We start from the raw sequence: 24,679 nt of genomic DNA, 5'->3' as shown, positions 1-24,679 counted from the left end.
TGACTCTTCGGGTCTGAAAATCAACTCTTCAATGCTTTATATCAATCAACGATGAAAATAAGTTATCTCGCCATACTGTTTGTTTTTTTTACTGGTAGCGTAATTTTTTCTGTGCCGGTTGCAGCCGAGCAGCGTTATGTTACTGATCGTTTTGAAATTACGCTGCGTAGTGGCCCGAGCGGCAAACACGCTATTCAACGCATGGTGAAAAGTGGCACATCACTTGAACTGCTGGAACAGGACATGGAAAACGGATACTCAAAAGTCAGGACGCATGGCGGTGCAGAAGGCTGGGTGTTGAGCCGCTATCTCATGCGCGAACCGGCAGCCAGGATACAACTGGAGAAACTGGTCAAGTACATATCCAATACGGAATCTCAAAACGGCAGTATTCGTAGCCAGGCGAATCTGATTAAAACTGAGTATGAGAAGATTAATAAGCGGGTTACTCATCTGGAAGAAGAAAAACAGCAGCTGGAAGAGCAGTTGCACGATATCAAAAATACTGCGGCAAATGTGTTGGCGATTGACGCGGAGAACAAGCAACTGCATCAGAAATTTGTTGAAACGAAATCACGGCTGGAAACACTGCAGGCGGAATACAGTGCGCTTAGCAGTAATAACGATAAAGACTGGTTTATCACCGGAGCGCTGGTGATGCTGGGCGGTTTGCTACTGGGGATGATTATTCCCAAAATCAGTTGGGGCAGACGCTCACGTTACGGCAGTTTCTGACTGCCAGCTAACAGATGCAGCAGGATTTTAAAGTCGTATCAGTGCACTCGGGTGGCGAATTTGTATTGAATATTTTTTACTTCTCCTGGAAACCCAGCCGCGGACCTCCACCGTTTTTCCCAGATAATCTGTTAAATCATGAAAATGATCAATATGATTATTGTCTATACGAATACTGAACTCGTCGGTAAAAACCAGATAAGTAAATTTTTTTTTCTGTTGAATGGTTCGAGGTACTCCAGTGTAGCGCCGCCAGCCGCGGTTGTCAGTTGCAATTGTTGACAGTGCCCGGGCGCGATACCGCGCCATACCCCAAATTCCCAGATTATGTTGTTCTGCGAGATTCTGGGCGCGCTCAAATTGCGCGGCATGCCTTAAATTCGGGGGTATAATATTCACAAAAGCTAGGCCATTTTTGATCAATTCAAGGTTGATATGCGTACCGTCGGACATAAACAAATGGGCAAGCAGCCGTTTGTATTTGTCCTGTTTCTCCAGGTCGTATTCCAAATATACTTTCCGTCCCTGTAGACGTTCCTGCAGCCATACTTTGGCCATTTTTCCACCAGGCTCGCCTGCGCGATAACGACTTTCAATTTCGGGCGTATTGATGCCTAATAACCTGACACGTTTACCGTTCTCAAGAATGATAGTGTCGCCGTCATAGACTTTTTTTACCTGGTGAAGGTGGCGGTAAGTACGGTCTGGCAGCTGAACTGGCCTTGCGCCATCCGTTGCTTTGTCAGAATAGGTGACTTTCCCGGAGGCATCTTCACTGCGAAAGATTTCCGCGCCAAGGGCAGTCGGGATTTTCAGGCAGAGTATGACCAGCAGTGCGCATGAAAAAAGCAGAGCGCGTTTAAAGTTCATCATAAGCTTGAATCATTCTTTTGTAGTTTATTGTAGTTGATTGCCAACTGATAATTACAGTGTCAAAGATTTATGTGTAACTGTTGGCAGCAAATATGCTTAAACTTAAAAATATGGCACAATAGCAAAATTTTATATCGACTGAATGCATGCGTTTTGGTATGCCTGGTGGCTACTATAGCAATTGATTTCATCGAGTCCGGGCCGTTACCAGTATGAAGCATTTTAGCTGCTGGATCTAAACAACAATTACCCGGTAAGTGTTATAAACGGTTTTCTGTTTTACTTTTTAATGATCACAAAAATAATAATGTTTGAGAATGCGAATCGATTGATGCACTGCAGCCACCGTGGGTCGCTCGGCAATATATCTCTATCAGCAGCACACAGGGCAGCGTGATCGGCGCCAGGCCACAGGAGTAAAATCTACATGGAAATCGATAAAATCATCGATACGGCTGTTGAACCGATTTCAAATTCCGTTGCTGCGGTTATTTTCTATAGCATTCCTTTTCTTGATTCTGAAATCAAACTGGTTCTGGTGTGGCTGGTCGCAGCAGCACTTTTTTTTACAGTGTATTTTGGTTTTATTAATATTCGCTGTTTTCGTCACGGTATCGATGTGCTGCGTGGCAAATACGATCGGGACGATGTGGATGGTCAAATCAATCGATTCCAGGCCTTGATGACTTCGCTTTCAGGAACGGTTGGTTTGGGCAATATTGCCGGTGTGGCCGTAGCTATTTCTGTGGGTGGCCCAGGTGCGGCATTATGGATGGCGATCATGGGCATATTCGCTATGTCTACCAAGTTCATAGAAGTCACACTGGGTGTCAAATACCGGCAGCACGGGTCTAAGCGACATCCGGAGGCGATCTCGGGCGGTCCCATGTATTACCTCAGAGCAGCCTTTGATCAGTTTCACAAACCCAGATTGGGCAGATTTATGGCTGGTTTTTTTGCGCTGTGTTGTGTTGGCGGCACGATTGGAGCCGGTGGGTTGTTTCAGGCAAATCAGGCATACCAGCAGGCCTTGGTTGTCAGCGGCGGTGAATCCGGTTTTCTGGCCGAACGCGGCTGGTTGTTTGGAATTTTTATGGCGTTACTGGTCGGCCTGGTGATTCTGGGCGGTATTAAATGGATTGCGGCGGTGGCAAGCAATGTCGTGCCGGTAATGGCGATGATCTACATTGTAGCGGGTCTGGTGGTGATTGGAGTGCATTATGAAGCGATACCGGATGCGTTGCAGACTATCGTAGAAATGGCATTATATCCTGAGGCAGGGATTGGAGCATTGATGGGTGCCTTGCTGATGGGCGTGCAACGCGCCACTTTTTCTAATGAGGCAGGCCTGGGGTCGTCCGCAATTGCGCACAGTGCTGTGAAGACGGATGTGCCAGTCAGTCAGGGTATGGTGGGTATGCTGGGGCCCTTTATAGATACAGTGGTTATCTGTATGATCACGGCGCTTGTTATCGTAATTTCTGGGGCTTATATCGAAGGCAGCGGCATCGAAGGCGTAGAGCTGACATCCCGCGCTTTTGCAGCAGGGATTTCGTGGTTTCCCTACGTGTTGTCGGTGACGGTTTTCCTGTTTGCTTACTCTACAATGATCTCATGGTCTTATTATGGCTTGAAGTGTACGACCTATCTGTTCGGTGAATATGACATTGTCGAAAATATTTATAAGGTTTTATATTGCGTGTTCATCGTGATTGGATCAGCAACACAGTTGTCAAACATCATTTTATTTACCGATTCCATGGTTTTTGCTATGGCGGTACCGAACATTATCGGTTTGTACCTGTTGGCGCCAGAGATCAAGAAAGACCTGCAGACATATCTGAAAAATGTACGAATGCAGTAGACAGGTTGATGAAATCTGCAGCGAATGATCCTGGTGCAACAGCTCCCATCGCCTGCTAAAATCACGCCGATACAATAATCATCTCAATACGTATCTTAGCCACTTTAATGATGACAGCCGAAACACTCGTAGAAATCAGCGATTTGAACTTTTCATACGATACGCGCGCCATTTTGAATGGTGTTAACATGACTATGAAACGCGGTCAGGTGATTGCTATTATGGGTGGTAGTGGGTCAGGAAAAACAACGCTGCTGAAATTAATCGGTGGAGAGGTGACCCCATCATCCGGTTACGTTAAGGTTTCGGGGCAGATCATACATGAGCTCAATCGGGATGCCCTGTTTGCCATGCGTCGTAAAATGGGTATGCTGTTTCAGTTTGGCGCGTTGTTTACCGATTTATCCGTATTTGACAATGTGGCATTTCAAATGCGCGAGCATAGTGACTTGCCAGAATCCATGATACGTGATCTGGTCCTGATGAAACTGCATGCAGTCGGTTTGCGTGGGGCGCATCGTCTAATGCCGGCTCAATTATCGGGTGGTATGTCACGACGTGTTGCTTTGGCACGGTCGATTGCACTTGATCCTATGCTGATGATGTTTGACGAGCCTTTTACCGGTCTGGACCCGATTTCATTGAGCGTGATCGGAAGTCTGATTCGTCGTTTGACAGATGCTTTGGAAATGACGTCGGTTATTGTTACGCATGATGTACAGGAATCTTTGAGTATCGTTGATTATGTGTACTTTATTGCGGACGGTGTGATTGCTGCACATGGCACACCGGAAGAAGTGAAAGTTTCCAAAGCGCCCTTTGTACACCAGTTCGTTCATGGCGAGACTGACGGGCCTGTGCCTTTTCACTATCCGGCGCAAACATACCTGAAAGATTTGCAACTGGAGAAAACTGTTGCCTAAACGTATCATTGCTGGCATTCAAAAGATCGGCCACCGTACCATAGAAGGTATCCGCAGACTCGGACATGCCACACTTTTTTTTCTGCTGGTGTTGTTAAAATCGGGTACCAGTTTGCAGCGCTTCAATCTGGTAGTGCGGGAATTATATTACGTCGGTGTTCTGTCGCTGATCATTATTGTTGTTTCCGGCCTATTCGTGGGTATGGTACTTGGTCTGCAGGGATATGAGACGCTACAGAAGTATGGTTCGGAATCGGCAGTCGGCACGTTGGTGGCATTATCACTGGTACGCGAGCTTGGGCCGGTGGTGGCTGCATTGCTGTTTGCCAGTAGAGCCGGTTCGGCAATCACTGCCGAGATCGGCTTGATGAAAGCGACTGAACAGCTGTCCGCAATGGGCATGATGGCAGTCGATCCTGTCGCCAGGGTTGTAGCACCGCGTTTCTGGGCGGGTGTGATATCCATGCCACTGCTGGCAGCCATATTTTCGGTTATGGGTGTATTTGGCGGGTATCTGGTTGCAGTTGTGTTTATCGGCGTTGATGCGGGCTCGTTCTGGTCACAAATGCAGAGTAACGTTGATTTTCGCATCGATATCTTGAATGGATTTATTAAAAGCTGTTTTTTTGGCGTCGCGGTAACGGCGATTGCGGTGTTTGAAGGTTATGATTCCCCTCCTACGGCCGAAGGTGTTTCAGGCGCGACAACGCGTACAGTTGTGACTTCATCACTGGCCATACTGGGGCTTGATTTTATATTGACAGCTTTCATGTTTAGAGGACTGTAAGTAAATGCAACGAGCAACGCTGGATTTATGGGTTGGGCTGTTTGTTTTGGCCGGAATTGGTGCACTCATGATTTTGAGCCTTAAAGTGGGAAATCTGGATACCTATAACGGATCGGGCACTTACGTTATTAAAGGAAATTTTGAAAATATCGGGGGATTGAAGATCAGGGCCCCCGTTAAAAGCTCCGGTGTTGTGGTTGGGCGTGTCGCAGATATTCGGTTCAGCACGAAAACATACGATGCAATTGTAACAATGAATATCGAGCAGCGTTATCAGTTTCCCAAGGATACATTTGCAAGTATTCTGACATCCGGTTTGCTGGGTGAACAGTATATCGGGCTGGATGCGGGTGGTGATGAAGCGATGCTCAAGGAAGGTGATACAATCATGAAAACAAATTCAGCCATGGTCCTCGAGGAAATGATCGGACGTTTTTTGTTTGATAAGGCTTCTGAAGATGATGCATTTTAAACAGATAGTATAGAATTTTTGTTACATGAGTTTTGTATGATTAATCGAATATTGAATCAATTTGTGAGGGAACAATGAAAAAACTGCTTGGCGTAATGATATTTTTGCTTTCATATCTGTTCGTGTTCCCAGCGTGGTCAATGATGGAACCGGACCGGCTTGTTGATAAGACCGTTCAAGAAGTTCTCGATATTATCGGTAAAGACGATAAAATTGGTGAAGACAAGGAGAGAATGCTGGATTTGATTGAAAATAAAATCCTGCCGCATTTTAATTTCATGCGCATGACAAGCCTGGCGATGGGTAAACACTGGTCATCTGCAGCGCCAGAACAGAAAAATGTGTTGGTGGAGGAATTCAAAACGTTGCTGGTCAGAACCTATTCCAATGCATTGACGACCTATCGCGACGAAACGGTAAAAGTCAATCCTATCAGGGATCTGGGCAATAAGGCCGATGCCACGGTCAGAACAATCGTCCACCAGGGCGGCGGCAAGCAGCCTGTTCCGATCGATTACAGCATGGAAAAAGGGTCAGACGGCTGGAAAGTCTATGATGTGACAGTTGCAGGCGTCAGTTTGGTCACCAACTACCGAGGGTCGTTTAACAGTCAGATTCGTAAAGGTGGAATTGATGGACTGATCAAAGCCTTGTCCGACAAGAATCGATCGCTGGAAGGCAAATAATAACCGATGACTGATTAATTTAGTCGAAGAAAGCCATTTTGTAATGGTATATCGTGAAGGCAATACAATTGTAGTCAAAGGTGCCGTCACCATTCGCAATGTCGTTGAATTGATGCGGCAAGGTGTCGCATACATTGAAGATAATGATGCCGGGAGTCATCTTCAGATTGATTTGCATCAGATTTCTGAAGTGGATTCAACTGCGATCAGTATGCTGTTTGAGTGGTTTCGGGCAGCAAATAACAAAGGCTGCGAACTCGAAGTAACGCATATGCCAGCAAGTCTTGAGAGCCTGGTGCAACTGTATGATGTGACCGATATTGTTACACCGGGCGCCGGTAGATAGTAACCGGCATTTCTTCTAGATTCAGATTTTCGATTTAGTATTTACATAACGATTCAGCCGAAAGATCAAATCAATGACTGCAGCGATAGTCGTACAAAACGTATGTAAGTATTTTGGTGCGTTTTGTGCGCTTGATCACGTGCATTTGGAAATTCAGGCAGGTGAATTTTTTGCTTTACTTGGGCCCAATGGTGCCGGTAAAACTACTTTGATTCATACCATAGCCGGACTGTCCGTTGCAGATAGTGGCTCGATTCATGTGATGGGTAATCATGTGACCAAGCAATATCGGCAAGCCCGCATGAGATTGGGAATAGTACCGCAGGAGCTTGTGTTCGATCCTTTTTTTACCGTACGCGAAACACTGAAAATTCAGTCGGGTTATTATGGTATTTCAGATAATGGTGCGTGGATCGATGAGATTATTGCCCGGCTAGGTCTTGCTGATAAAGCGGATACCAATATGCGTGCGCTTTCCGGCGGCATGAAGAGACGAGTCATGGTAGCGCAGGCGCTGGTGCACAAACCGCCGGTCATCATTCTGGACGAGCCGACTGCTGGTGTGGATGTCGAATTGCGCCAGTCACTCTGGGATTTTATTCGTGAGCTTAATGTTGCAGGACATACCATTGTTCTGACAACACATTATCTTGAAGAGGCAGAGGCATTATGTAACCGGATTGCCATGTTGAAACAGGGTAAGGTCATTGCTTTGAACAGCATGCAAAACTTCATCAGTACGATGTCTGTAGGTTATACCTTGCGTTTGAGACTGTTGCCGGACACATTGCCTTCGATGCTGCAGGAAATACAGACTGGTTATCGGAATGGATACATTGAATTGAAACTGGATAATTATACGCAGATTGAACCGGTACTTGCCCAGTTGAGGCTGTCTGATATCCAGATACTGGAAATGCAGTTGCTGCAACCTGATCTGGAAGACGTGTTTGTCAGTTTAATGAACAATCCATTGACGCAAACTCAATGACAGGATTTTTTACATTATTATACAAAGAGTTGCTTAGATTCTGGAAGGTGGGGTTTCAGACCATACTGGCACCCATTGTGTCGACGCTGCTGTATCTGTTGATTTTCCTTCACGTGCTGGAAGCGCATGTTGAAGTGTATCAGGGTGTTTCATACACGGTCTTTTTGATACCGGGCCTGGTGATGATGGCAGTAATGCAGAATGCGTTTGCCAATGCATCGTCAAGTATGATCCAGTCCAAAATCAGCGGCAATATTGTTTTTGTGTTACTGTCGCCATTAACTTATCGCGACATTTTCTTTGCTTATATACTGGCTTCGGTTGTACGTGGGTTATTGGTAGGGGCGGGGGTGTTTCTGGTAACCGCATTGTTTTTTAATACGCCCATGTACTGGCCACTGTGGATAGGGGTTTTTGCAATACTGGGCAGTGGATTGCTTGGGGCACTTGGTGTTATCGCCGGAATCTGGGCGGACAAGTTCGACCAGTTGGCTGCTTTTCAAAATTTTATCATTATTCCATTGACTTTTCTTTCCGGGGTGTTTTATTCAATTCACTCGCTGCCGCCTGTCTGGCAGTTCTTGTCACACCTCAATCCCTTTTTTTATATGATAGATGGGTTTCGGTACGGATTTTTTGGCGCTTCGGATTTTTCTCCATATTTAAGTCTTTGTATCGTCATTGCGTGTTTTGCAGCCATTTCCCTGCTGGCGATACAAATGCTCAGAAGCGGTTATAAATTACGGCATTAATTGAAATTTGGTTATGTTATGTCCGGCATCTTTGCAAATGAGCAAAGAAATATTATTTTCAATATTCGTATATTTTTATTCTATTTCAGGATAGGGGTACAGCATATTCATGGCAATGCTCTTGCCGGCCGTTTCCACGATGCGAACATGCTCCCGTCTGAATTCACGCGCGTGTCGCAGACCGCAAGAGTGAGCAATCATAGCGACTTCTTTATTGTAATTTCTGGCGTAATTGGCAACGCGGACACATTTTTCTTCAACGACCAGACCGCTTTGCAGTCGCGGGTTGTGCGTCGTGACGCCAGTCGGGCAGGTGTTCTTGTGACAGCGCATTGCCTGAATACAACCGAGTGAGAACATAAATCCACGTGCGGTATTGACGAAATCTGCACCAGCGCACAGCGCCCAGGCACCTTGAGTTGAAGTGACGAGCTTTCCTGCTGCAACAACGCGTATACGGTCTTTTAGCCGGGATTCGATTAATGAATCGACGACGCGTGGCAGTGCTTCCATAATGGGAAGGCTAACGCTGTCCATGAGTGTCTGCGGCGCAGCACCGCTGCCGCCTTCCCCGCCGTCGATGGTGATAAAGTCGGGCGCATAGTGCAGGCCTTTGCGGACAATACAGTCGCACAGTTCATTAATAAAATGCCAGCCCCCAATGGCGGTTTTTATGCCGACGGGACGACCTGTAACTTCCCGTATATAATTGATTTTTTCGAGTAGTTCGTCAATATTGTTAATGTCCTTGTGCCGGTTTGGGCTGATTGAGTCCCTGAATGCGGGTATACCTCTTATAATTGAGATTTCTTCCGTGATTTTACCGCCGGGAAGCAACCCGCCTTTGCCAGGTTTTGCGCCTTGAGAAAGCTTGATCTCGAATGCTTTGACAAGTTCACCCAGTTCCTCGGCGCGTTGCGCTGAAAAATTACCGTGTTCATCGCGAATACCGTATTTGGCGGTGCCTATCTGCATGATTACGTCACATTTACCTTCAAGGTGATATGGTGCGAGACCGCCTTCGCCGGTGTTAAGCCAGCATCCGGCCTGAACAGCACCCAGAGACAGTGCGCGTACAGCAGGTTTGGAAATTGCACCGTAACTCATGCCGCTGATGTTGATAATGGACTTGGCTACGAACGGATGTTTGGCATATCCTTCACCGATCAGCAATGGCGGAGTTGGTAACTGGTTTTCTTCAAGAATCGGGAAAGCGGCATTGACAAAAATGATCGCTCCCGGGTCCCGCAGATCAATGGTTGAACCAAAGCCGATCAGGCCTCCTTTGTCTTTGGAATGACGGTATACCCAGTTGCGGGTAGCCCGGTTAAAGGGCATTTCCTCCCTGTCGTTGGAAAAAAAATATTGCCGAAAATATTTTCCCTGCTCTTCAAAGAAAAAGCGTAACCGCCCGATAATCGGGTAGTTGCGCAGTATAGAGTGTTTTTTCTGGGTAATGTCTTGAATGAACCAGAATACGATCAGACCGATCACGACAAGACCGAACATCGTTGAAAAGATATAAGTGAGCAGATCCATCGCGTTTGACATAAATTCTCCTGTTACTCAATGGTTATATCTTATCTGTTTAAACAGAGTTTTTCATGTAGATGATGCATATTGTTCGGCAACGCTGAGTTTGCAATCGTGCTGATGAAAATCGGTATACTACGGTTTTAACCAACGTATAAACAAATCGCAGGAATGCCGTACAATTTGATCGAAGAAGTAACAAACAATGTTACCCGTGCACTGACTGAAGATATCGGAGCAGGGGACTTGTCAGCGCAGCTGGTTTCCGAACACCAGCAGTCTGCTGCTGTTGTAGTGAGCAGGGAACCGGCCGTGTTGTGCGGTACGCAATGGTTTGACCTTTGTTTCAACAGGTTGACATCGGACGTTCGTATACGGTGGTTTGCAGAGGACGGTGATGCCATAGCAGCACAGCAGAAACTATGTGAAATTGCCGGCAATTCCCGCGCATTATTGTCAGCAGAACGCACAGCACTGAATTTTTTGCAGATGCTGTCGGCCGTGGCTACACAGACCAGACGTTACGTCGATGCAATTGCCGGTACAAATACGATCATCGTCGATACGCGCAAGACGCTGCCCGGTTTGCGGCTGGCACAGAAATATGCCGTTACTTGCGGTGGTGGCGTCAATCACCGTACCGGTCTGTATGACGGTATCCTTATCAAGGAGAATCATATTGCCGCTGCAGGCGGTATTTCGCACGCGCTGGAACAGGCCCGCTCGATTGCTGTAGACGGTGTATTTGTTCAGATTGAAGTCGAGTCCCTGGGGCAGTTGCAAGCCGCACTGAACGCCGGTGCCACCATGGTTCTGCTGGATAATTTCACTGTTGCTCAACTGAAAGAAGCTGTAGAGGTCAGCCGCAATCACAGCCGAAGTTCCGATCAAACGGTGCTGCTGGAAGCTTCCGGCAATGTTGGCTTGCACAACGTTCGGCGTATCGCCGAGACAGGTGTTGACAGAATTTCAATTGGTGGGCTGACCAAAAGCATTCAAGCTGTGGATTTGTCGATGCGTTTCGTGTGATATAAATGAGATTGAAAAAATGGTTTGCCTGATGTTCCAGGACGTTATAGCTTAACGACATAGTAGTATTGAAGCTACTTCACAGATACTCTAATAGACCTGTATCTAACGTATCGTGTTGCCAATACAAATATTAACCTCAAAAAATTAACAGGGACTAAAATGGGTTACTGGTATCTTGCAATTGCGATCGTCGCCGAAGTGATCGCAACAAACGCCTTGAAGGCTTCGGTTGAGTTTACGCGATTGGTGCCGAGCTTGATTGTTGTCGTCGGTTATGGCGTGGCCTTTTATTGCCTAACGCTTGCTCTCAGAACGATTTCCATTGGTGTTGCGTATGCGATCTGGGCGGGTGTCGGCATTGTTCTGGTAGCGCTGGTTGCTGCAGCAGTATTCAAACAAATACCCGATATGCCTGCGATTATCGGTATGACTCTAATTGTGTGTGGCGTCGTGGTGATTCATGTTTTTTCCAGAACAGCCGGCCATTGATTGGTTATTCCGGTTGATTTTGCTGCAATTGGACTCTTTGAAACTTTACATGCACATAAAGAATAATTTCTCTTTGTTTCAAATGATTTTTTCTATTAGTGGGATAAATACTGCTTTAATCTGTTTATGACAGATTCTGAGATTTTAGTACTCTGCAACCTGGAAAAATCAAAGAAAGCAGCGAATGATCAATCGAATAGATACCGGGTTTCTTATTATGGGCCTGTTAATGTTTGCATCAGCTTCGGCCAGCCCGGTTAGCTGGAATACAGATTCGGACTCAGCAGCATGCACCAGCGGAGTAGGCAACAGTTGTATTTTTACTGAAAGCGGTTATACGCTTACGGCACGCGCTTATTCTACAGCCAGAAACAGCCGTTCGGACGTTTTTGAAAAAGCCACGCTGATTTCGTGGGGCAGCGGTCTAGGTGTTCGGAACCCCGATCAGATCAATGAAATCCTGAGTCCGAATCATGCACTTGATGACAGTGGCAGGAGAGAATTAATAATATTTGAAAGTAATTATCCCGGTAATGCCTTTACCGGATTTGAGATCGGCTGGCGCCGAAATGATTCAGATATCAGCGCATGGGTCGGGTCACGTATTTCAGGTTATGATTTCACGGGAGTCAGATTCTCCGATTTGGCAGGTCTTGGATTTATCAAAAATAATTTCAGCAATGTACCTGTTGACACGCAGCGCTTATTGAGACCAGGAAGGTTCGATGGAAATTATCTGATTTTAGCTCCGAAACATGATTCAAACGCTGAATATATCAAAATCAGCCGCATTAATGGCGATATACCCAATCAGATTCCCCAGCCAGGCATACTGGCGTTGTTCGTTGCATCGGGGCTCGGCCTGTGGGTGAGCAGAAGGAGAAATATCTGCTAACAGCAATCTGGTCGTGCGTTGCTTACGATTTTCTTTGGGGAGCGTTCAATAATGCCGGTGTGGAAAGCCGGTTCCCCCAGTTTGCGTTCGCGCATATAGCGTTTTAACGGATCATGAATAACCCGGAATGCCATTTCATCCCAGGGTATTTCCGATTCTGACAACAATTTGACTTCGCTGCTTTCTATGCCTGGACTGTAATCCAGGTCAATCAGGCGTGCACGAAACAATACATAAACCTGACTGATATGCGGCAAGCTGTAGATTGCGTAAAGATCGCCGATTTCTACACGGGCATTGGCTTCTTCCAGTGTTTCCCGAGCCGCCGCTTCGGCAAGAGTTTCGTTATTTTCCATAAATCCTGCCGGCAGCGTCCACCAGCCACAGCGTGGCTCGATAGCTCGGCGGCAAAGTAGGATCTTATCTTCCCATTCGGGTATGCAGCCTACAACAACTTTGGGGTTCTGATAGTGAATTTCGTGGCATTGGGTACAGATATATCTGGGAAGTGTATCTCCTTCCGGTATTCGGAATTCAACAACCGCGCTACAACTGCTACAAAAATTCATAAAAAATCCATGGATTTACATGCTGTTACTAACAATAAAGTGCCTTTCCACAAGTTGCTCGCCAGCTTCGTCAGTCAACGTGACTCGCCAGGCTCCAATACTTTTTTTATTCAGTAGCTTGTTGGCATAGGTTCGCCAATTCTGGCCGTTTACATCAAGCGTCGTTTCCGCCATATGTTGCTCATTAAAATACCAGTTGACGGTAACCTGCTGCCCTGCCAGATCGTGCAACTCTACAAAAAAATAAATATTCCGGGGAATATTTTGTTCAAGCTGGATTTTATCGATTTCGTCGACAGGTTCACGTTTGTTGACAGCTCGTGTCAATTGGGCCCGGATAATCTGATCGTGGTCGATTGTGTCCAGTAAAGATGCCGAGCCTAGTGTGCTGGAATCGTGTTGTATCTGTGGCTGCTGGCGGTCTGCCAGCGCATAATCAGGTTTTGGGTTCGGTCTGAGTGAGGCCGTTTTTTTGTCGTGACCCGGTTTGGAGCCGGGTATAATAGTCAAGTCTGTACCAGATTCAGTACGAATGCTGTCGTCAGCCGCTACAAGTTGATCGGATAAATCGGGTAAATCTTTTTTATTTGTTTTTGTTTCTTCGTTTGCTGCTGTATTTTCCAATACTGTTGTGCCGGATAGGTTCTCAGGTGACGTATCTGCAATGTTGCTCGAAAAATTGTTATATAAAGCTGACGGGTCACTGAAATGAACTGCTTCTGAATCTGTATTGTCTGGTTGCGTATCGGTGATGTCCTGTTTGAACATCAGGTAAGCCAGATAACCGATAACTGCAACTACTATCATGAACAATACGACCGCCAAAGCGATTTTATTCCAATCGAGCGGCGGTTTGTCCAGAATGGACTGCGCATCAATATCCGGAGCGGTTGCTTCAAATGATTCAATTTCGTCCGATTGTTGTGAAGCTTTGGGCTGCTGGATGTGTATGCGAATTTTCAGTTTGTTATCAGACATATTAGGCTTAACCCCGGTTTTGCAAAATAAATCGTAGGGTAAAATTATACAGGAGAATGTATAGACTTACGGTTGTCATAAGTAACTATATCTACAGTACACGCTATATATTTTACAATATGGTAATCGTCACAAAAAACAGTTAGGCAGGAGATAACGGTAACGTCAGTCCGATGGGTCAGTCTTTAGAAAATATTCAGCAACAAGTCGATCAGTTGCGTCAGCAGATTGAAGAATATAATTATCAGTACTACGTGCTGGACGCACCGACAGTTCCTGATGCAGAATATGATCGTCTGTTTAGAAAATTACAGCACATTGAAGAGAATTATCCGACGTTGATAACAGAGGAATCTCCGACTCAGCGCGTTGGTGCAGCTCCTTTAAAATCATTTTCACAGGTAACGCACAATTCGCCAATGCTGTCGCTGGCAAATGCCTTTGAGCAGACTGAGGTAGAAGCGTTCGATCGGCGGGTTCGTGAAGGATTGAGCGTCTCGGAAGTCGATTACGCAGTGGAACCCAAATTTGATGGCCTGGCTGTCAGTCTGCGCTATGAAAAAGGGATACTCAAAACAGGATCGACACGTGGAGATGGATACACAGGTGAGGATATCACACTTAATTTACGCACGATTAAAACCATACCGTTAGCATTATCAGTAGGAAATGTGCCGGATTTGTTGGAGGTACGCGGTGAGGTGTTGATGCTCAGAGCTGATTTTATTCGACTTAACAAACATCACCTGGAAAAAGGCGAAAAAATCTTTGCCAATCCTCGTAATGCTGCGGCCGGATCGTTGCGTCAGTTGGATTCTGCCGTTACGGCTGCGCGAAACCTTGTGTTTTTTGCTTATGGTATTGTAGCGAATGAAGATCCGTGTGTGCCACAGGATACTCATAGTGCTATTATTCAATATCTCAGCGACCTTCATTTTCCGGTTGCGCGTGAATGTGCTGTGGTCAGAAGTTGCGCAGGTCTACTGTCATATTATCGAGAAATCAGTGCGCAGCGCGAGCAACTCCCATATGACATCGACGGCGTTGTATACAAGGTTAACTCATTGGCTCAACAGGCCAGGCTTGGTTACGTGGCCCGTGCACCCCGTTTTGCGCTTGCGCATAAATTTCCTGCACAGGAAACTGTTACCCGGCTGCTGGATATTCATGTTCAAGTCGGACGGACAGGCGCATTGACGCCGGTTGCCAGACTTGAGCCTGTTTTTGTTGGTGGCGTCACTGTGACCAATGCCACATTGCACAATATTGATGAAATTAATCGCAAGGATGTGCGCATTGGTGATACTGTAATTGTTCGCCGGGCCGGCGATGTTATTCCAGAGATCGTATCAGTTATTCTGGCGCAGAGACCTGAAAATACAAAACCTTTTGTCATGCCCAGACACTGTCCTGTGTGCGGTGCAAAAGCGATACGGGCAACGGGAGAAGCGGTTTCCCGGTGTACGGGCGGACTTTTTTGTCCGGCGCAGCGTAAGCAGGCCATTTTGCATTTTGCGTCACGCCGCGCAATGGATATTCAAGGTCTGGGGGAAAAGCTGGTTGATCAGTTAGTTGATAATGCCATAGTCAGAAACCCGGCCGATCTGTATCAATTGGGTATTCTCGCGCTTGCCAATCTGGACAGGATGGCAGAAAAATCGGCCGGTAATATTCTTGCAGCGATCGAAAAAAGCAAACAGACTACACTGGCGCGATTTATCTATGCACTGGGAATCCGCAATGTCGGTGAAGCGACTGCCAAGGATCTCGCACATCATTTTGGCAGTCTGGACAGTCTCATGGATACCGATATGGAAAACCTTGTGAACGTACCAGATGTTGGTCCTGTAGTCGCGCAAAGCATTCTGGATTTCTTTGCAGAAAAGCATAATCGGGAGGTTATTGAACGGCTGCGGGCCAGCGGTGTATCCTGGAAAGAAAATGTGGCATCATCGAAAAGTTCTGCTAAAGACCACGCCGTTAGTGGAAAGACTTTCGTGTTGACCGGGACACTGTCTGACATGTCGCGGGATGAGGCCAAGGAGAAAATTGAATTGCGAGGTGGTAAAGTGACCGGCAGTGTTTCCAAAAATACCGATTATGTTGTCGTTGGTGAAGACCCTGGCAGCAAATATCAGAAAGCGGTTAATCTGGGGATTGTGCTGCTCGATGAAAAACAGTTTAAAGCGCTTCTTTAGTTTGTCTGAAATTTATGTTGACCCGTGAAAAAACTGAGCAGATCCTTGAAAATGCCGAGTTGATCTATTCTGCAGAGGCGATTGCTGAAACAATACAGCGTCTGGCCGATGAAATTGCGGCACAATTATCTAATCAATACCCGCTGGTGCTGTGTGTTATGAAAGGCGCTGTAGTATTTGCCGGCCACTTGTTGCCGAAATTGGCGTTCCCATTGAATTTTGAGTATTTGCAGGTTACGCGCTACCATAACGCCACGCGCGGAGGAGCGCTGGATTGGCTGGTGTTTCCTCAAAACGCTATAAAAGACAGGGCCGTGTTGGTGATTGACGATATTTTGGATGAAGGTGTGACGTTGGCGGAAATACGAACAAAAATTCTTGATTGTGGTGCGCGCTCGTTTCATAGTGTGGTGCTTGCAGACAAGGATATCGGCAAGAACAAACCTTTTCATGCGGATTTTGTCGGATTTGTATTGCCGGACCGTTATGTGTTTGGCTTTGGCATGGATGTTCACAGCGCATGGCGGAATCTGCCGGCGATATACGCATTGCAGTCCGGGGCGGAACGGTAAATTATGCTGGCTATCATAGGCGGCAGTGGCATGACACAGCTCTCGTGCCTTAAAATATCGCACCGGCAGATCATACGAACGCCTTTTGGCGAACCGTCCGGTCCGTTTACGTTTGGTACAGTCAACGGACATGACATTGTTTTTCTGGCGCGCCACGGTCACGGGCACACGATACCGCCGCACCGTATTAATTATCGCGCTAATATCTGGGCCTTGCACTCGCTTAACCCGGTACATATCGTGGCGGTTGCCGCTGTCGGCGGTATTCGTGAGAACCTTACACCTGGTGCGCTGATAATTCCGGATCAGATCATCGATTATACCTATGAACGTGATTTCACTTATTTCGATAGTTCGGAAGAACCGGTAACCCATGTCGATTTTACTCACCCATACAGTTCCGTGACTCGAGCACAGCTTTTGAATGCGGCGCATCTGGCAGCCGAATCTGTATTTGACGGTGGCGTTTATGCTGCCGTCCAGGGGCCGCGTCTTGAGACAGCTGCAGAGATAAACCGTCTGGAGCGTGATGGTTGTGACATGGTTGGCATGACAGGTATGCCCGAGGCTGGACTGGCCAGGGAACTTGGAATGAATTATGCAACCCTGGCCGTAGTGGCGAATTATGCTGCCGGACGTGGGTCGAATATTACAGCTATTCCGCTAAAGGAAATCTATGCCGTTCTGGATAAGTCAATGGTTCGTGTACGAAAAATCATAGAACATTTGGTGCAGTGCAATGACAATTAAACAAGTGCTTAAAATGGGCGACCCGAAGTTGCTGGAGGTGGCGAATCCGGTGGAACAGTTCAGTACCTCGGCACTCGATAAACTGATTCAAGACATGAAGGACACTATGAATTCGCTTGATGGTGCAGGTCTCGCTGCGCCACAGATCGGCGTTGGATTGCAGGTGGTCATTTTCGGTTTTAAAGAAAACCAGCGATATCCCGATGCAGATGAAATCCCATTTACCGTATTAATCAATCCGCATCTTACGCCATTGTCAGATGAAATGGAGGAGGGATGGGAAGGATGCTTGAGCGTTCCTGGCCTGCGTGGCAAAGTACCGCGCTACACGCACTTGCGTTATCAGGGATTTGATCAGTATGGCCAGGTGATTGATAGACAGGTAGAAAGTTTTCATGCGCGCGTGGTACAGCATGAGTGTGATCATTTACAAGGCATACTTTACCCCATGCGCATCAGGGATTTTCGTACGTTTGGTTTTACAGAGGTTCTGTTTCCCGAGCTGGTGGCTGCGGACAGAGCTTCAGGTGGTAATATGGGGTAATATCGTTTTACAGGTAACAGCGGAACCTGGATCAACGGCAACGAAACCGGCATTAGCCAATGGGAACAGTTTTAAACATGCTGTTCTGCATACTGACTACATTAACCATGCTGCTTCAATTCATGCAAATGCAATGCGCGAACGTTATCATGGTTAGCTTGTCATTGGCTCTACAACATTACAATATTGGTACACATCTTAGGTTTTATTACACAATCACCTGCAAACTATAAATTACCCATATTAGCAACGTATTTATTGATAATTATTATCGTTTGTTTTATTATTTGTCGCTTGATCAGAATTATCTTTTTGGATGTGTGCCGGATCTGGTACTCGTCAATGAATAGAGTGTGTCACTGTCCAGTTTCGGTACAGAAAACGATGCAGAGCTCAAATGTGCAAGTGTGTTAAGGGTGATGATTATCCCAAGTCTTCACATAGAGCACATTATCAGATCAATAGTTATCTTTTTTACTCTGTTATAACAATCGAAAGAAAGGTTAATAATATCGCTATAGTTTATCCTGCAATGCAGTCACTGACACGGAAAAATGCTGATTACCTCGGATCGAAGCAAAATTTTATTTCGTTGCCGGGTTTGTTGTTTGTACTTGTTGCACATGGGGCGTTGGCATATATTTTATGGAATCAACGCCTTGTTCCACAGCCAGAACAAATGGTGACTCTGTTTGCCGAGATCATTTCACAGCCTGCACCTGAATCTGCTCCGGAACCTAAACAGCAGGAGCCAGTACCTGTAAAATTAAAGCCCGTCAAAAAACCCGAGATCAAACCGAAAATCAAACGTCTGGCAACCAAGGCGCCTGAACTGCCAGAACCAGTACCCGTTGTGCAACCGGATCCTGAGCCAGAGCCCGTCATAGAACAGGAAGTTTTTTCGGAGCCGGTTACCAAGGTGCCGCCGCGCCAAATGGAAACAGGACCGGTCACGTTGTCTTCCGAATTGTCAGTTTCGTGCCCGAAACTGACGGCGCCGACGTATCCTGCAATTTCGCGCCGAATGGGCGAAGAGGGCAAGCTGGTGTTGCGGGTCGAGTTGGATGAGAGTGGTCATATTGACGAAGCGCAGGTTGTCGACAGCAGTGGATATACACGCCTTGATAATGCTGCGCTGGAGGCGGTTAGAAACTGGCAATGCAGGCCATCAATGCGTAATGGTCAACCGGTTCGCGCGATTGCGCTGCAACCTTTCAATTTTGTACTGCAAGGAAATTAATTTAAATGGAACAAGGACTTGGTTTTTCTCATTTTCTAGCCCAGATCGATGGTGTTGGTATCAGCGTATTGGTATTGCTGGTTTCGCTTTCGATTGCCAGCTGGTATCTGATTATTACAAAAAGTATTGCCAATTTTATAGCAAAAAAGCGCGCTACAGTTTTCTTGAATCATTTCTGGAACGTTGAATCACTGGATGAAGTAAAAAATTCCTTTAATAGCTCAAATCCAAACAATGCGTTTGCTGAATTGGCCAAATTGGGTATTGAAGCTGCTGCTGATTCCAAATTGCACGACTCACACAAACTGGTTGCAGCCGGTGGTACCAGTGAGTTTCTGACGCGTGCTTTACGTAATGGAATTGATCAGGAAGCAGCACGAGTAGAAAACGGTTTGACATTGATTGCATCGGCGGGATCGGCTGCACCGTACATTGGTTTGCTGGGAACAGTCTGGGGTATCTACCATGCTCTGATCCAAATCGGTTTGTCCGGACAGGGAACACTCGATAAGGTTGCGGGTCCGGTCGGTGAGGCATTGATTATGACGGCGCTGGGACTGGCAGTTGCGATTCCGGCAGTATTGGCCTATAACGCATTTGTACGACGTAACCGGATTTGGCTAGCCCGGTTGGATGCATTTGCGCACGATCTTTTCGTTTTAATTACGATAGGTAATGGTACTGCCAATGGGAATAATGCTGCCATACAGCATTCTCAACCACCTGTACCACAAACTATTGCACCAGCAACCACGTACTCCAATCTTGAAGAAAGAGGTCAGTGATGGGATTTGGCAGCATGAACAGTGGAAAGCAGCAAGCACCTATGTCTGAGATCAATGTGGTGCCATTGGTTGATGTCATGCTGGTATTGTTGATTATTTTTATTATTACTGCGCCATTATTGACACATTCCGTCAAAATTGATTTGCCCAAGGCCGAAAGCACCCCCAATTTTACGCAACCTGAACATGTCGAGCTGGCGATTCGGGCTGATGGCGATTTTTTCTGGAATGGAGAACCGGTACAGTTCGATCAGTTGTCTGAACGATTTGCATCGGCAGTGTTACAGGATCCCAAGACAGAGCTGCATATTCGCGCAGATAAAACCACACAATATGAGCACGTTGCACGAGCCATGAGTGTCGCCGCAAATGCAGGGATGGCAAGAATCGGTTTTATCACTGATCCGACACTGGCGCAGCAATAGTCATTTTTGCGCAGTATCATGATGAGGAAGGTGCACTGTTTCAAGCATGCCCGCTGAGGGGTCGTTGAAAACGATCATTGAGAGGCTGTTTTCACTGCGCGCCACAATCATGGTGACAACGGCATCCCCTGTTACATTGACAGCTGTTCGAACCATATCGAGCAGACGATCGACGCCCATAATCAGGGCAATACCTTCAACGGGAAGCCCGACTTGATTAAACACCATGGCAAGCATGATCAGGCCTACACCCGGCACACCCGCAGTGCCGATAGATGCCAGAACAGACATTCCGATAACGGTTAGGTAGCCGACAATGCCGATTTCTATACCATAAACATTGGCAATGAACACTGTCGCGACACCTTGCATAATGGCGGTGCCGTCCATATTGATTGTGGCGCCAAATGGCACGATAAATGCTGCGGTTGAGTTATCAACGCCCATTCGCTTCTCGACCGTTCTGAGCGTTACAGGAATGGTTGCGTTTGAACTGGCAGTGCTAAAGGCGAAAATCTGGGCCGTTCGCATTTTTCTCATAAACTTAGCCGGGCTGATTTTCCCAAGAAATTTAAGTAACAGCATCAGCGTACCCGTCGCGTGGCAGACTAGCACGCCTACAACCACGCCAAAATAGCCAATCATTGGCATAATCAGGCCGATTCCCTGTTGTGCAAAGGTTTTCGCCATTAATGCAAATACACCATATGGTGCGATGGACATCACGACATTTACTACCTGCATCATGACATCATTAATGCGTTCCGCAGTCTGTATCAGTGGTCGCCCGCGTTCGCCGATCATGAGCAGTGAAATTGCAAACAGTATCGTAAAAAAGATAATCTGCAGCATGTTACCTTCTGCCAGTGCGTTGACCGGGTTGTCTGGCACCAGATTGATGAAGACCTGGGTAATTGGCGGCGCTTCCGGTACGGTAAACGTATCTGGCAAACCTTCCGCTAAGTTAAAGCTTTTACCGGGTGCAACGTTCTTTGCCACCAGGATCGCTAATGAAATAGCCAGTGCCGTAGACAGCAAAAATAAAGCAAACGCTTTTATGCCGACACGTCCCAGTTTGTTAATATCGCCAATACCGCAAACGCCGCAGATCAGTGAAAATGTGACCAGTGGAACCACCAGCATTTTCAATAAATTGATGAATATGGCACCTGCAACATGGAACAGTCCGTCGACAAAATAGACCTGGATAATAGAATTGTCTGTAGCAAAATAGTTGATCAGGCTGCCAGTGACCAATCCAGCAGCCATCCAGATAAGAATTTTGGTTGTTATGTTCATGATGCCTGATCAGCCGTCCCGCGGTCGGCATTCTGTTATGAATGGATGATGGGGCGTTATTTATTCACCCGGCTGTAACGTAACAGGTATATCCATCTCCTGCTCATTACGTATTATTCTGACTTGTATGGTATCACCAACGCGGTATCCATCAATAATTGACAGCAGCTTCTCAACCGAGTCGACCTGTTCGCCATTGATGGCGATTATGATATCCCTTGGTGTGATTTCACCATCAGGCGAAATCACGGCACCTTTGAGTCCTGCGGCCTCTGCAGCCGAGCCTCGACCGACGCCAAGTATCACAATTCCATTAATATTGATAGTGCTGGTTAAACGTTCATTAAACTTGCCATCGACAGTTATGCCCAATGCCGGCCGAATATATTTGCCACGGCTGATGAGTTGCGGTACAACTCGATTAACGGTGTTGACTGGCACGGCAAATCCGATACCTGCGCTTGCGCCGCTGGGACTGTAAATCGCTGTATTAATGCCGATTAGCCGGCCTGCAGAATCCAGCAAAGGGCCGCCAGAATTGCCAGGATTAATGGCGGCGTCTGTCTGAATCAGATTACTGATTATACGTCCGTTTTCGCCTGGAAGTGAACGGTCGAGAGCGGACACGATACCGGTTGTTAATGTCCAGTCCAGACCGAAAGGGTTGCCGATGGCAAACACTTTTTGTCCTACCTTAAGATCATCACTGGTACCGAGTGGAACAGGCGCGGGACGTTGAAAGCCGATACCGATGCGTAGAACAGCAATATCATGTGCAGGACTTGCGCCAACCAGCGCCGCTTTATAGTCCCGTCCGTCAACCAAGCGTACCATGGCTTCGCTGGCACCTTTGATGACATGAAAATTGGTTATAATATGGCCGTGATCATCCCAGATAAAACCGGAACCTGTTCCACTGGGTACGGAGAAGATATTTCGCGTCCAGGCGTCCATGACGCGCTGGCGGGTCGTAATAAAAACTACCGAGTCGCGTGAGTTCTCAAACAATTCAATTGTGCTGAGTTCGTCTTCGGCAAGATTTCCACGCGCTTCGACAATACGCGGTTCGGCGTATTCGCGTTTGTCTCCGAATATAAAGAAATCGGACATATCGCGAAACAGAAGAATAAGCAGCATGACCGCGAGTGTGATCCAGATCAAACGGGACAGAAAACGGCCGTTATCGGGCATATGGAATAACTCCTTAATAAGATTTGGGTATCTTTAATAATTTCGGTGCTGTCAAAAAGGCCCGGTTATTTCAAAAGTCATGCCGTTTTCTGATTTGCCCGTCGTGCCACGTTGCGAACTGAAATACAAACGCGTCCCGTCCGGACTGAAGGAGGGACCGGTTATTTCCGACCGGTCATGGCTAACAACTTGAAGCAACGGCATGACGGTGTCCGAAGAGACGATAACTATCTGCATATCGCCGCCGTCTTCGGCCACCAGTAATTCGCCAGACGCATTGACCGTAATATTGTCTACACCGGTCAATACAGGATTTTGATAGCTTTTAGCATTATAAATGATGGAGAGCCGTTTGCTCAGCGTGTCGTATGCCCAAACCCGATCGTTCCCCTTGGTGGTGAAGTAAACAATGCCTGCATGGAACCAGATACCTTCACCACCGTCAAATGGCGTACATTGCTTTATTTGATAGCGCGTCGGTGTGTGTTTAGCAAGTGGATCGTGAATTAAATGCCAGCGTACCGCGCCTACGTGGTCGTCGACAACCTCGGCCACTTCCAGAAAACCGTTATCAAGATCGGGTCGGCCTGTAGCATCAATTGTTCTGGCAGTGTAGCGGTATAAACATCCATCGGGTTTATCTTCAGTCAAGTACAATTGTTTACTTTGCACATCGACTGCTACAGCTTCGTGGCTGAAAGTACCCAGTGCAGGCCTCAAACGCGCGGATTCTATACCGAAAGGGTCGCATTCCCATACTTGGCCATTGTCATATTCCTCGCAGGAGAACCAGGTCTGCCATGGTGTATGGCCACCCGCGCAATTTCGCGTGGTATTGTTCAGTATGGAGTAGGCGTCAATTGCTTCACCAAGGCGGTCAAAACGAATGGCGCCGACACCACCCTTTTGGGAATCAAGCTCGCTGTTGGATACATATATCCATCCGCCGTCCGGTGAGGCAAATGTTGCACCACCATCTGGCGCTGCATGCCAGTCATAACCGAAGATTGTCTGCCCTGAGTGCGCTATGATGCGTGAACGGAATCCTTCAGGCAAACGTATGCCATTAGCATCCGGCGGCAGCAGGCCATTTTGCGCAACCCTGGCTAACGATGCGGCCTGACTCGACGCAGAGAGCCAATGGTTTGAAATAAATACACCCACACCACCAAGCAGGCCGAACTTAAGTAATTTTCTGCGCTGTTGCTCAAATATTTTCATAGTGATTGAAGTGCAAATTCAGCTGAAAAAGCTAAAAACGCGGTAATATTTTGAATCGAATATCGTATTCTTTTCAGTAGTAGTTAGTAATGACATATTTTATTTATTGTATGTCCTACAAATTTTTCGATTCAAGGAAAAAAATATCGCTTGGAAGACAGTTTGATTATACACAGCCTGAGATATGATTTTCTTTGTTTCCAATCAAGCTGGCATGCCTGGAACAATTTTTTTGCTGGTATCCAGAAAAACAGCAGATTTCTGGGAAAACGTTATTCACAATTTCTGTGGATAAAACTGTGAATTTCAGCCTTAAATAGACGATTCATATACCGGCAGGTCCACTGCCCGAAGATTAAGCACATTTGTTTTATTGACACTAGAGTTTAGAGCGAGCTTACTCCTCCAGGCTAATATTTTTTAGCCTGTTTTAGTTCTACTTTGTCAGATTAGAAGGCCTTCTCTGCGGCAATGATTTATTGTATAGTAACACTTTGTTTAATAACTATTAATCACGATCATGTCGTGA

The 24,679-nt window shown here is 46.6% G+C and carries 26 protein-coding genes; 19 read left to right on the top strand and 7 right to left on the bottom strand.

The window, feature by feature from the left end; genetic code table 11:
• Nucleotides 1-51: 51 nt before the first annotated feature.
• Nucleotides 52-735 carry a TIGR04211 family SH3 domain-containing protein gene (locus BMY62_RS10305; RefSeq protein ID WP_090659295.1) on the top strand — a complete coding sequence of 228 codons (684 nt, stop codon included), beginning with the start codon at nt 52-54 and terminating at the stop codon, nt 733-735.
• Between the two features lie 27 nt (nt 736-762).
• On the opposite strand, the gene BMY62_RS10300 is transcribed toward BMY62_RS10305, so the two are convergent.
• Entirely contained in the window at nt 763-1,608 is an 846-nt protein-coding gene (locus BMY62_RS10300; protein ID WP_256207554.1) for a thermonuclease family protein, read from the bottom strand.
• Nucleotides 1,609-2,035: 427 nt separating this feature from the next.
• Between BMY62_RS10300 and BMY62_RS10295 the strand changes: the two genes are divergently transcribed.
• The 8 genes from BMY62_RS10295 (at nt 2,036) to BMY62_RS10260 (ending at nt 8,429) form a co-directional block, all read left to right on the top strand.
• The gene (locus BMY62_RS10295) at nt 2,036-3,472 is read left to right on the top strand and encodes an alanine/glycine:cation symporter family protein (protein ID WP_090659292.1); all 1,437 of its coding nucleotides are present in this window, start codon (nt 2,036-2,038) and stop codon (nt 3,470-3,472) included.
• Between the two features lie 110 nt (nt 3,473-3,582).
• Nucleotides 3,583-4,395 carry an ABC transporter ATP-binding protein gene (locus tag BMY62_RS10290; protein ID WP_090659374.1) on the top strand — a complete coding sequence of 271 codons (813 nt, stop codon included), beginning with the start codon at nt 3,583-3,585 and terminating at the stop codon, nt 4,393-4,395.
• A complete protein-coding gene (gene mlaE, locus BMY62_RS10285) occupies nt 4,388-5,182 on the top strand; it encodes a lipid asymmetry maintenance ABC transporter permease subunit MlaE (RefSeq protein ID WP_090659290.1) in 795 nt (264 codons plus the stop codon). The genes BMY62_RS10290 and mlaE overlap by 8 nt, the downstream gene beginning before the upstream one ends.
• 4 nt (nt 5,183-5,186) lie before the next feature.
• On the top strand, nt 5,187-5,654 hold the full coding sequence (gene mlaD, locus BMY62_RS10280; protein ID WP_090659287.1) for an outer membrane lipid asymmetry maintenance protein MlaD: 468 nt from the start codon (nt 5,187-5,189) through the stop codon (nt 5,652-5,654).
• Nucleotides 5,655-5,728: 74 nt separating this feature from the next.
• Entirely contained in the window at nt 5,729-6,340 is a 612-nt protein-coding gene (locus tag BMY62_RS10275; protein WP_090659284.1) for an MlaC/ttg2D family ABC transporter substrate-binding protein, read from the top strand.
• A gap of 43 nt (nt 6,341-6,383) precedes the next feature.
• Nucleotides 6,384-6,686: an STAS domain-containing protein gene (locus tag BMY62_RS10270; protein ID WP_090659281.1), complete on the top strand. Its 303-nt coding sequence runs from the start codon at nt 6,384-6,386 to the stop codon at nt 6,684-6,686.
• A gap of 73 nt (nt 6,687-6,759) precedes the next feature.
• Nucleotides 6,760-7,677, top strand: a complete 918-nt coding sequence (locus BMY62_RS10265) for an ABC transporter ATP-binding protein (RefSeq protein WP_090659278.1) — start codon at nt 6,760-6,762, stop codon at nt 7,675-7,677.
• Entirely contained in the window at nt 7,674-8,429 is a 756-nt protein-coding gene (locus BMY62_RS10260; protein WP_090659274.1) for an ABC transporter permease, read from the top strand. Before BMY62_RS10265 ends, BMY62_RS10260 begins: the two co-directional genes overlap by 4 nt.
• Nucleotides 8,430-8,504: 75 nt before the next feature.
• Here BMY62_RS10260 and BMY62_RS10255 read toward each other — a convergent pair whose 3' ends face one another.
• On the bottom strand, nt 8,505-9,980 hold the full coding sequence (locus BMY62_RS10255) for an FMN-binding glutamate synthase family protein (RefSeq protein ID WP_090659272.1): 1,476 nt from the start codon (nt 9,978-9,980) through the stop codon (nt 8,505-8,507).
• A 153-nt stretch (nt 9,981-10,133) separates the two neighbouring features.
• On the opposite strand from BMY62_RS10255, the gene nadC reads away from it, so the two are divergent.
• The 3 genes from nadC (at nt 10,134) to BMY62_RS10240 (ending at nt 12,378) form a co-directional block, all read left to right on the top strand.
• Nucleotides 10,134-10,991 carry a carboxylating nicotinate-nucleotide diphosphorylase gene (gene nadC / locus BMY62_RS10250; RefSeq protein WP_090659270.1) on the top strand — a complete coding sequence of 286 codons (858 nt, stop codon included), beginning with the start codon at nt 10,134-10,136 and terminating at the stop codon, nt 10,989-10,991.
• A gap of 162 nt (nt 10,992-11,153) precedes the next feature.
• Entirely contained in the window at nt 11,154-11,483 is a 330-nt protein-coding gene (locus BMY62_RS10245) for a DMT family transporter (protein WP_090659268.1), read from the top strand.
• 184 nt (nt 11,484-11,667) lie between these two features.
• Nucleotides 11,668-12,378, top strand: coding sequence for a hypothetical protein (locus BMY62_RS10240; protein ID WP_090659266.1), 711 nt, complete (start codon nt 11,668-11,670; stop codon nt 12,376-12,378).
• Here BMY62_RS10240 and BMY62_RS10235 read toward each other — a convergent pair.
• Both BMY62_RS10235 and BMY62_RS10230 read right to left on the bottom strand, forming a co-directional pair.
• Nucleotides 12,375-12,947: an NUDIX hydrolase gene (locus tag BMY62_RS10235; RefSeq protein ID WP_090659264.1), complete on the bottom strand. Its 573-nt coding sequence runs from the start codon at nt 12,945-12,947 to the stop codon at nt 12,375-12,377. The genes BMY62_RS10240 and BMY62_RS10235 overlap by 4 nt on opposite strands.
• 15 nt (nt 12,948-12,962) lie before the next feature.
• A complete protein-coding gene (locus BMY62_RS10230) occupies nt 12,963-13,925 on the bottom strand; it encodes a DUF2914 domain-containing protein (RefSeq protein WP_090659262.1) in 963 nt (320 codons plus the stop codon).
• Nucleotides 13,926-14,098: 173 nt separating this feature from the next.
• Here BMY62_RS10230 and ligA point away from each other — a divergent pair, with 173 nt between their 5' ends.
• The 7 genes from ligA to BMY62_RS10195 all read left to right on the top strand — a co-directional run bounded on the left by ligA (nt 14,099) and on the right by BMY62_RS10195 (nt 20,439).
• Nucleotides 14,099-16,123: an NAD-dependent DNA ligase LigA gene (gene ligA / locus BMY62_RS10225; RefSeq protein WP_090659260.1), complete on the top strand. Its 2,025-nt coding sequence runs from the start codon at nt 14,099-14,101 to the stop codon at nt 16,121-16,123.
• A gap of 14 nt (nt 16,124-16,137) precedes the next feature.
• On the top strand, nt 16,138-16,695 hold the full coding sequence (locus BMY62_RS10220; RefSeq protein ID WP_090659259.1) for a hypoxanthine-guanine phosphoribosyltransferase: 558 nt from the start codon (nt 16,138-16,140) through the stop codon (nt 16,693-16,695).
• A 3-nt stretch (nt 16,696-16,698) separates the two neighbouring features.
• Nucleotides 16,699-17,445 (top strand): S-methyl-5'-thioinosine phosphorylase, encoded by a 747-nt coding sequence (locus BMY62_RS10215; protein WP_090659257.1) that lies wholly within the window; start codon nt 16,699-16,701, stop codon nt 17,443-17,445.
• Nucleotides 17,435-17,989, top strand: coding sequence for a peptide deformylase (def, locus tag BMY62_RS10210; RefSeq protein ID WP_090659253.1), 555 nt, complete (start codon nt 17,435-17,437; stop codon nt 17,987-17,989). Before BMY62_RS10215 ends, def begins: the two co-directional genes overlap by 11 nt.
• 532 nt (nt 17,990-18,521) lie before the next feature.
• On the top strand, nt 18,522-19,229 hold the full coding sequence (locus BMY62_RS10205) for an energy transducer TonB (RefSeq protein WP_090659371.1): 708 nt from the start codon (nt 18,522-18,524) through the stop codon (nt 19,227-19,229).
• A gap of 5 nt (nt 19,230-19,234) precedes the next feature.
• The gene (locus BMY62_RS10200) at nt 19,235-20,014 is read left to right on the top strand and encodes a MotA/TolQ/ExbB proton channel family protein (RefSeq protein ID WP_090659251.1); all 780 of its coding nucleotides are present in this window, start codon (nt 19,235-19,237) and stop codon (nt 20,012-20,014) included.
• Nucleotides 20,014-20,439, top strand: coding sequence for an ExbD/TolR family protein (locus tag BMY62_RS10195; RefSeq protein ID WP_090659249.1), 426 nt, complete (start codon nt 20,014-20,016; stop codon nt 20,437-20,439). Before BMY62_RS10200 ends, BMY62_RS10195 begins: the two co-directional genes overlap by 1 nt.
• On the opposite strand, the gene BMY62_RS10190 is transcribed toward BMY62_RS10195, so the two are convergent.
• Genes BMY62_RS10190 through BMY62_RS10180 form a run of 3 tightly spaced genes read right to left on the bottom strand, consistent with a single transcriptional unit; the run spans nt 20,440 to nt 24,150 of the window.
• Complete coding sequence (locus tag BMY62_RS10190) at nt 20,440-21,738, bottom strand: dicarboxylate/amino acid:cation symporter (RefSeq protein ID WP_090659247.1); 1,299 nt, start codon at nt 21,736-21,738, stop codon at nt 20,440-20,442.
• Between the two features lie 60 nt (nt 21,739-21,798).
• The gene (locus tag BMY62_RS10185; protein WP_090659245.1) at nt 21,799-22,929 is read right to left on the bottom strand and encodes a S1C family serine protease; all 1,131 of its coding nucleotides are present in this window, start codon (nt 22,927-22,929) and stop codon (nt 21,799-21,801) included.
• A gap of 51 nt (nt 22,930-22,980) precedes the next feature.
• Nucleotides 22,981-24,150 carry an alkaline phosphatase PhoX gene (locus tag BMY62_RS10180; protein ID WP_090659244.1) on the bottom strand — a complete coding sequence of 390 codons (1,170 nt, stop codon included), beginning with the start codon at nt 24,148-24,150 and terminating at the stop codon, nt 22,981-22,983.
• Between the last annotated feature and the right edge of the window lie 529 nt (nt 24,151-24,679).

Origin of the sequence: Nitrosomonas marina (assembly GCF_900111605.1) — a bacterium.
Taxonomy (GTDB): Bacteria; Pseudomonadota; Gammaproteobacteria; order Burkholderiales; family Nitrosomonadaceae; genus Nitrosomonas; species Nitrosomonas marina_A.
The sequence above is the reverse complement of the archived record's forward strand: the minus strand, read 5'-3'. Positions and strand labels throughout refer to the sequence as shown.

Excerpts from the sequence above, each read along its gene's own strand:
- BMY62_RS10305 (WP_090659295.1), top strand. The coding sequence starts at position 52 with ATGAAAATAAGTTATCTCGCCATACTGTTTGTTTTTTTTACTGGTAGC.
- BMY62_RS10300 (WP_256207554.1), bottom strand. The coding sequence starts at position 1,608 with ATGATGAACTTTAAACGCGCTCTGCTTTTTTCATGCGCACTGCTGGTC.
- BMY62_RS10295 (WP_090659292.1), top strand. The coding sequence starts at position 2,036 with ATGGAAATCGATAAAATCATCGATACGGCTGTTGAACCGATTTCAAAT.
- BMY62_RS10290 (WP_090659374.1), top strand. The coding sequence starts at position 3,583 with ATGACAGCCGAAACACTCGTAGAAATCAGCGATTTGAACTTTTCATAC.
- mlaD (WP_090659287.1), top strand. The coding sequence starts at position 5,187 with ATGCAACGAGCAACGCTGGATTTATGGGTTGGGCTGTTTGTTTTGGCC.
- BMY62_RS10275 (WP_090659284.1), top strand. The coding sequence starts at position 5,729 with ATGAAAAAACTGCTTGGCGTAATGATATTTTTGCTTTCATATCTGTTC.
- BMY62_RS10270 (WP_090659281.1), top strand. The coding sequence starts at position 6,384 with ATGGTATATCGTGAAGGCAATACAATTGTAGTCAAAGGTGCCGTCACC.
- BMY62_RS10265 (WP_090659278.1), top strand. The coding sequence starts at position 6,760 with ATGACTGCAGCGATAGTCGTACAAAACGTATGTAAGTATTTTGGTGCG.
- BMY62_RS10260 (WP_090659274.1), top strand. The coding sequence starts at position 7,674 with ATGACAGGATTTTTTACATTATTATACAAAGAGTTGCTTAGATTCTGG.
- BMY62_RS10255 (WP_090659272.1), bottom strand. The coding sequence starts at position 9,980 with ATGTCAAACGCGATGGATCTGCTCACTTATATCTTTTCAACGATGTTC.
- nadC (WP_090659270.1), top strand. The coding sequence starts at position 10,134 with ATGCCGTACAATTTGATCGAAGAAGTAACAAACAATGTTACCCGTGCA.
- BMY62_RS10245 (WP_090659268.1), top strand. The coding sequence starts at position 11,154 with ATGGGTTACTGGTATCTTGCAATTGCGATCGTCGCCGAAGTGATCGCA.
- BMY62_RS10240 (WP_090659266.1), top strand. The coding sequence starts at position 11,668 with ATGATCAATCGAATAGATACCGGGTTTCTTATTATGGGCCTGTTAATG.
- BMY62_RS10235 (WP_090659264.1), bottom strand. The coding sequence starts at position 12,947 with ATGAATTTTTGTAGCAGTTGTAGCGCGGTTGTTGAATTCCGAATACCG.
- BMY62_RS10230 (WP_090659262.1), bottom strand. The coding sequence starts at position 13,925 with ATGTCTGATAACAAACTGAAAATTCGCATACACATCCAGCAGCCCAAA.
- ligA (WP_090659260.1), top strand. The coding sequence starts at position 14,099 with ATGGGTCAGTCTTTAGAAAATATTCAGCAACAAGTCGATCAGTTGCGT.
- BMY62_RS10220 (WP_090659259.1), top strand. The coding sequence starts at position 16,138 with ATGTTGACCCGTGAAAAAACTGAGCAGATCCTTGAAAATGCCGAGTTG.
- BMY62_RS10215 (WP_090659257.1), top strand. The coding sequence starts at position 16,699 with ATGCTGGCTATCATAGGCGGCAGTGGCATGACACAGCTCTCGTGCCTT.
- def (WP_090659253.1), top strand. The coding sequence starts at position 17,435 with ATGACAATTAAACAAGTGCTTAAAATGGGCGACCCGAAGTTGCTGGAG.
- BMY62_RS10205 (WP_090659371.1), top strand. The coding sequence starts at position 18,522 with ATGCAGTCACTGACACGGAAAAATGCTGATTACCTCGGATCGAAGCAA.
- BMY62_RS10200 (WP_090659251.1), top strand. The coding sequence starts at position 19,235 with ATGGAACAAGGACTTGGTTTTTCTCATTTTCTAGCCCAGATCGATGGT.
- BMY62_RS10195 (WP_090659249.1), top strand. The coding sequence starts at position 20,014 with ATGGGATTTGGCAGCATGAACAGTGGAAAGCAGCAAGCACCTATGTCT.
- BMY62_RS10190 (WP_090659247.1), bottom strand. The coding sequence starts at position 21,738 with ATGAACATAACAACCAAAATTCTTATCTGGATGGCTGCTGGATTGGTC.
- BMY62_RS10185 (WP_090659245.1), bottom strand. The coding sequence starts at position 22,929 with ATGCCCGATAACGGCCGTTTTCTGTCCCGTTTGATCTGGATCACACTC.
- BMY62_RS10180 (WP_090659244.1), bottom strand. The coding sequence starts at position 24,150 with ATGAAAATATTTGAGCAACAGCGCAGAAAATTACTTAAGTTCGGCCTG.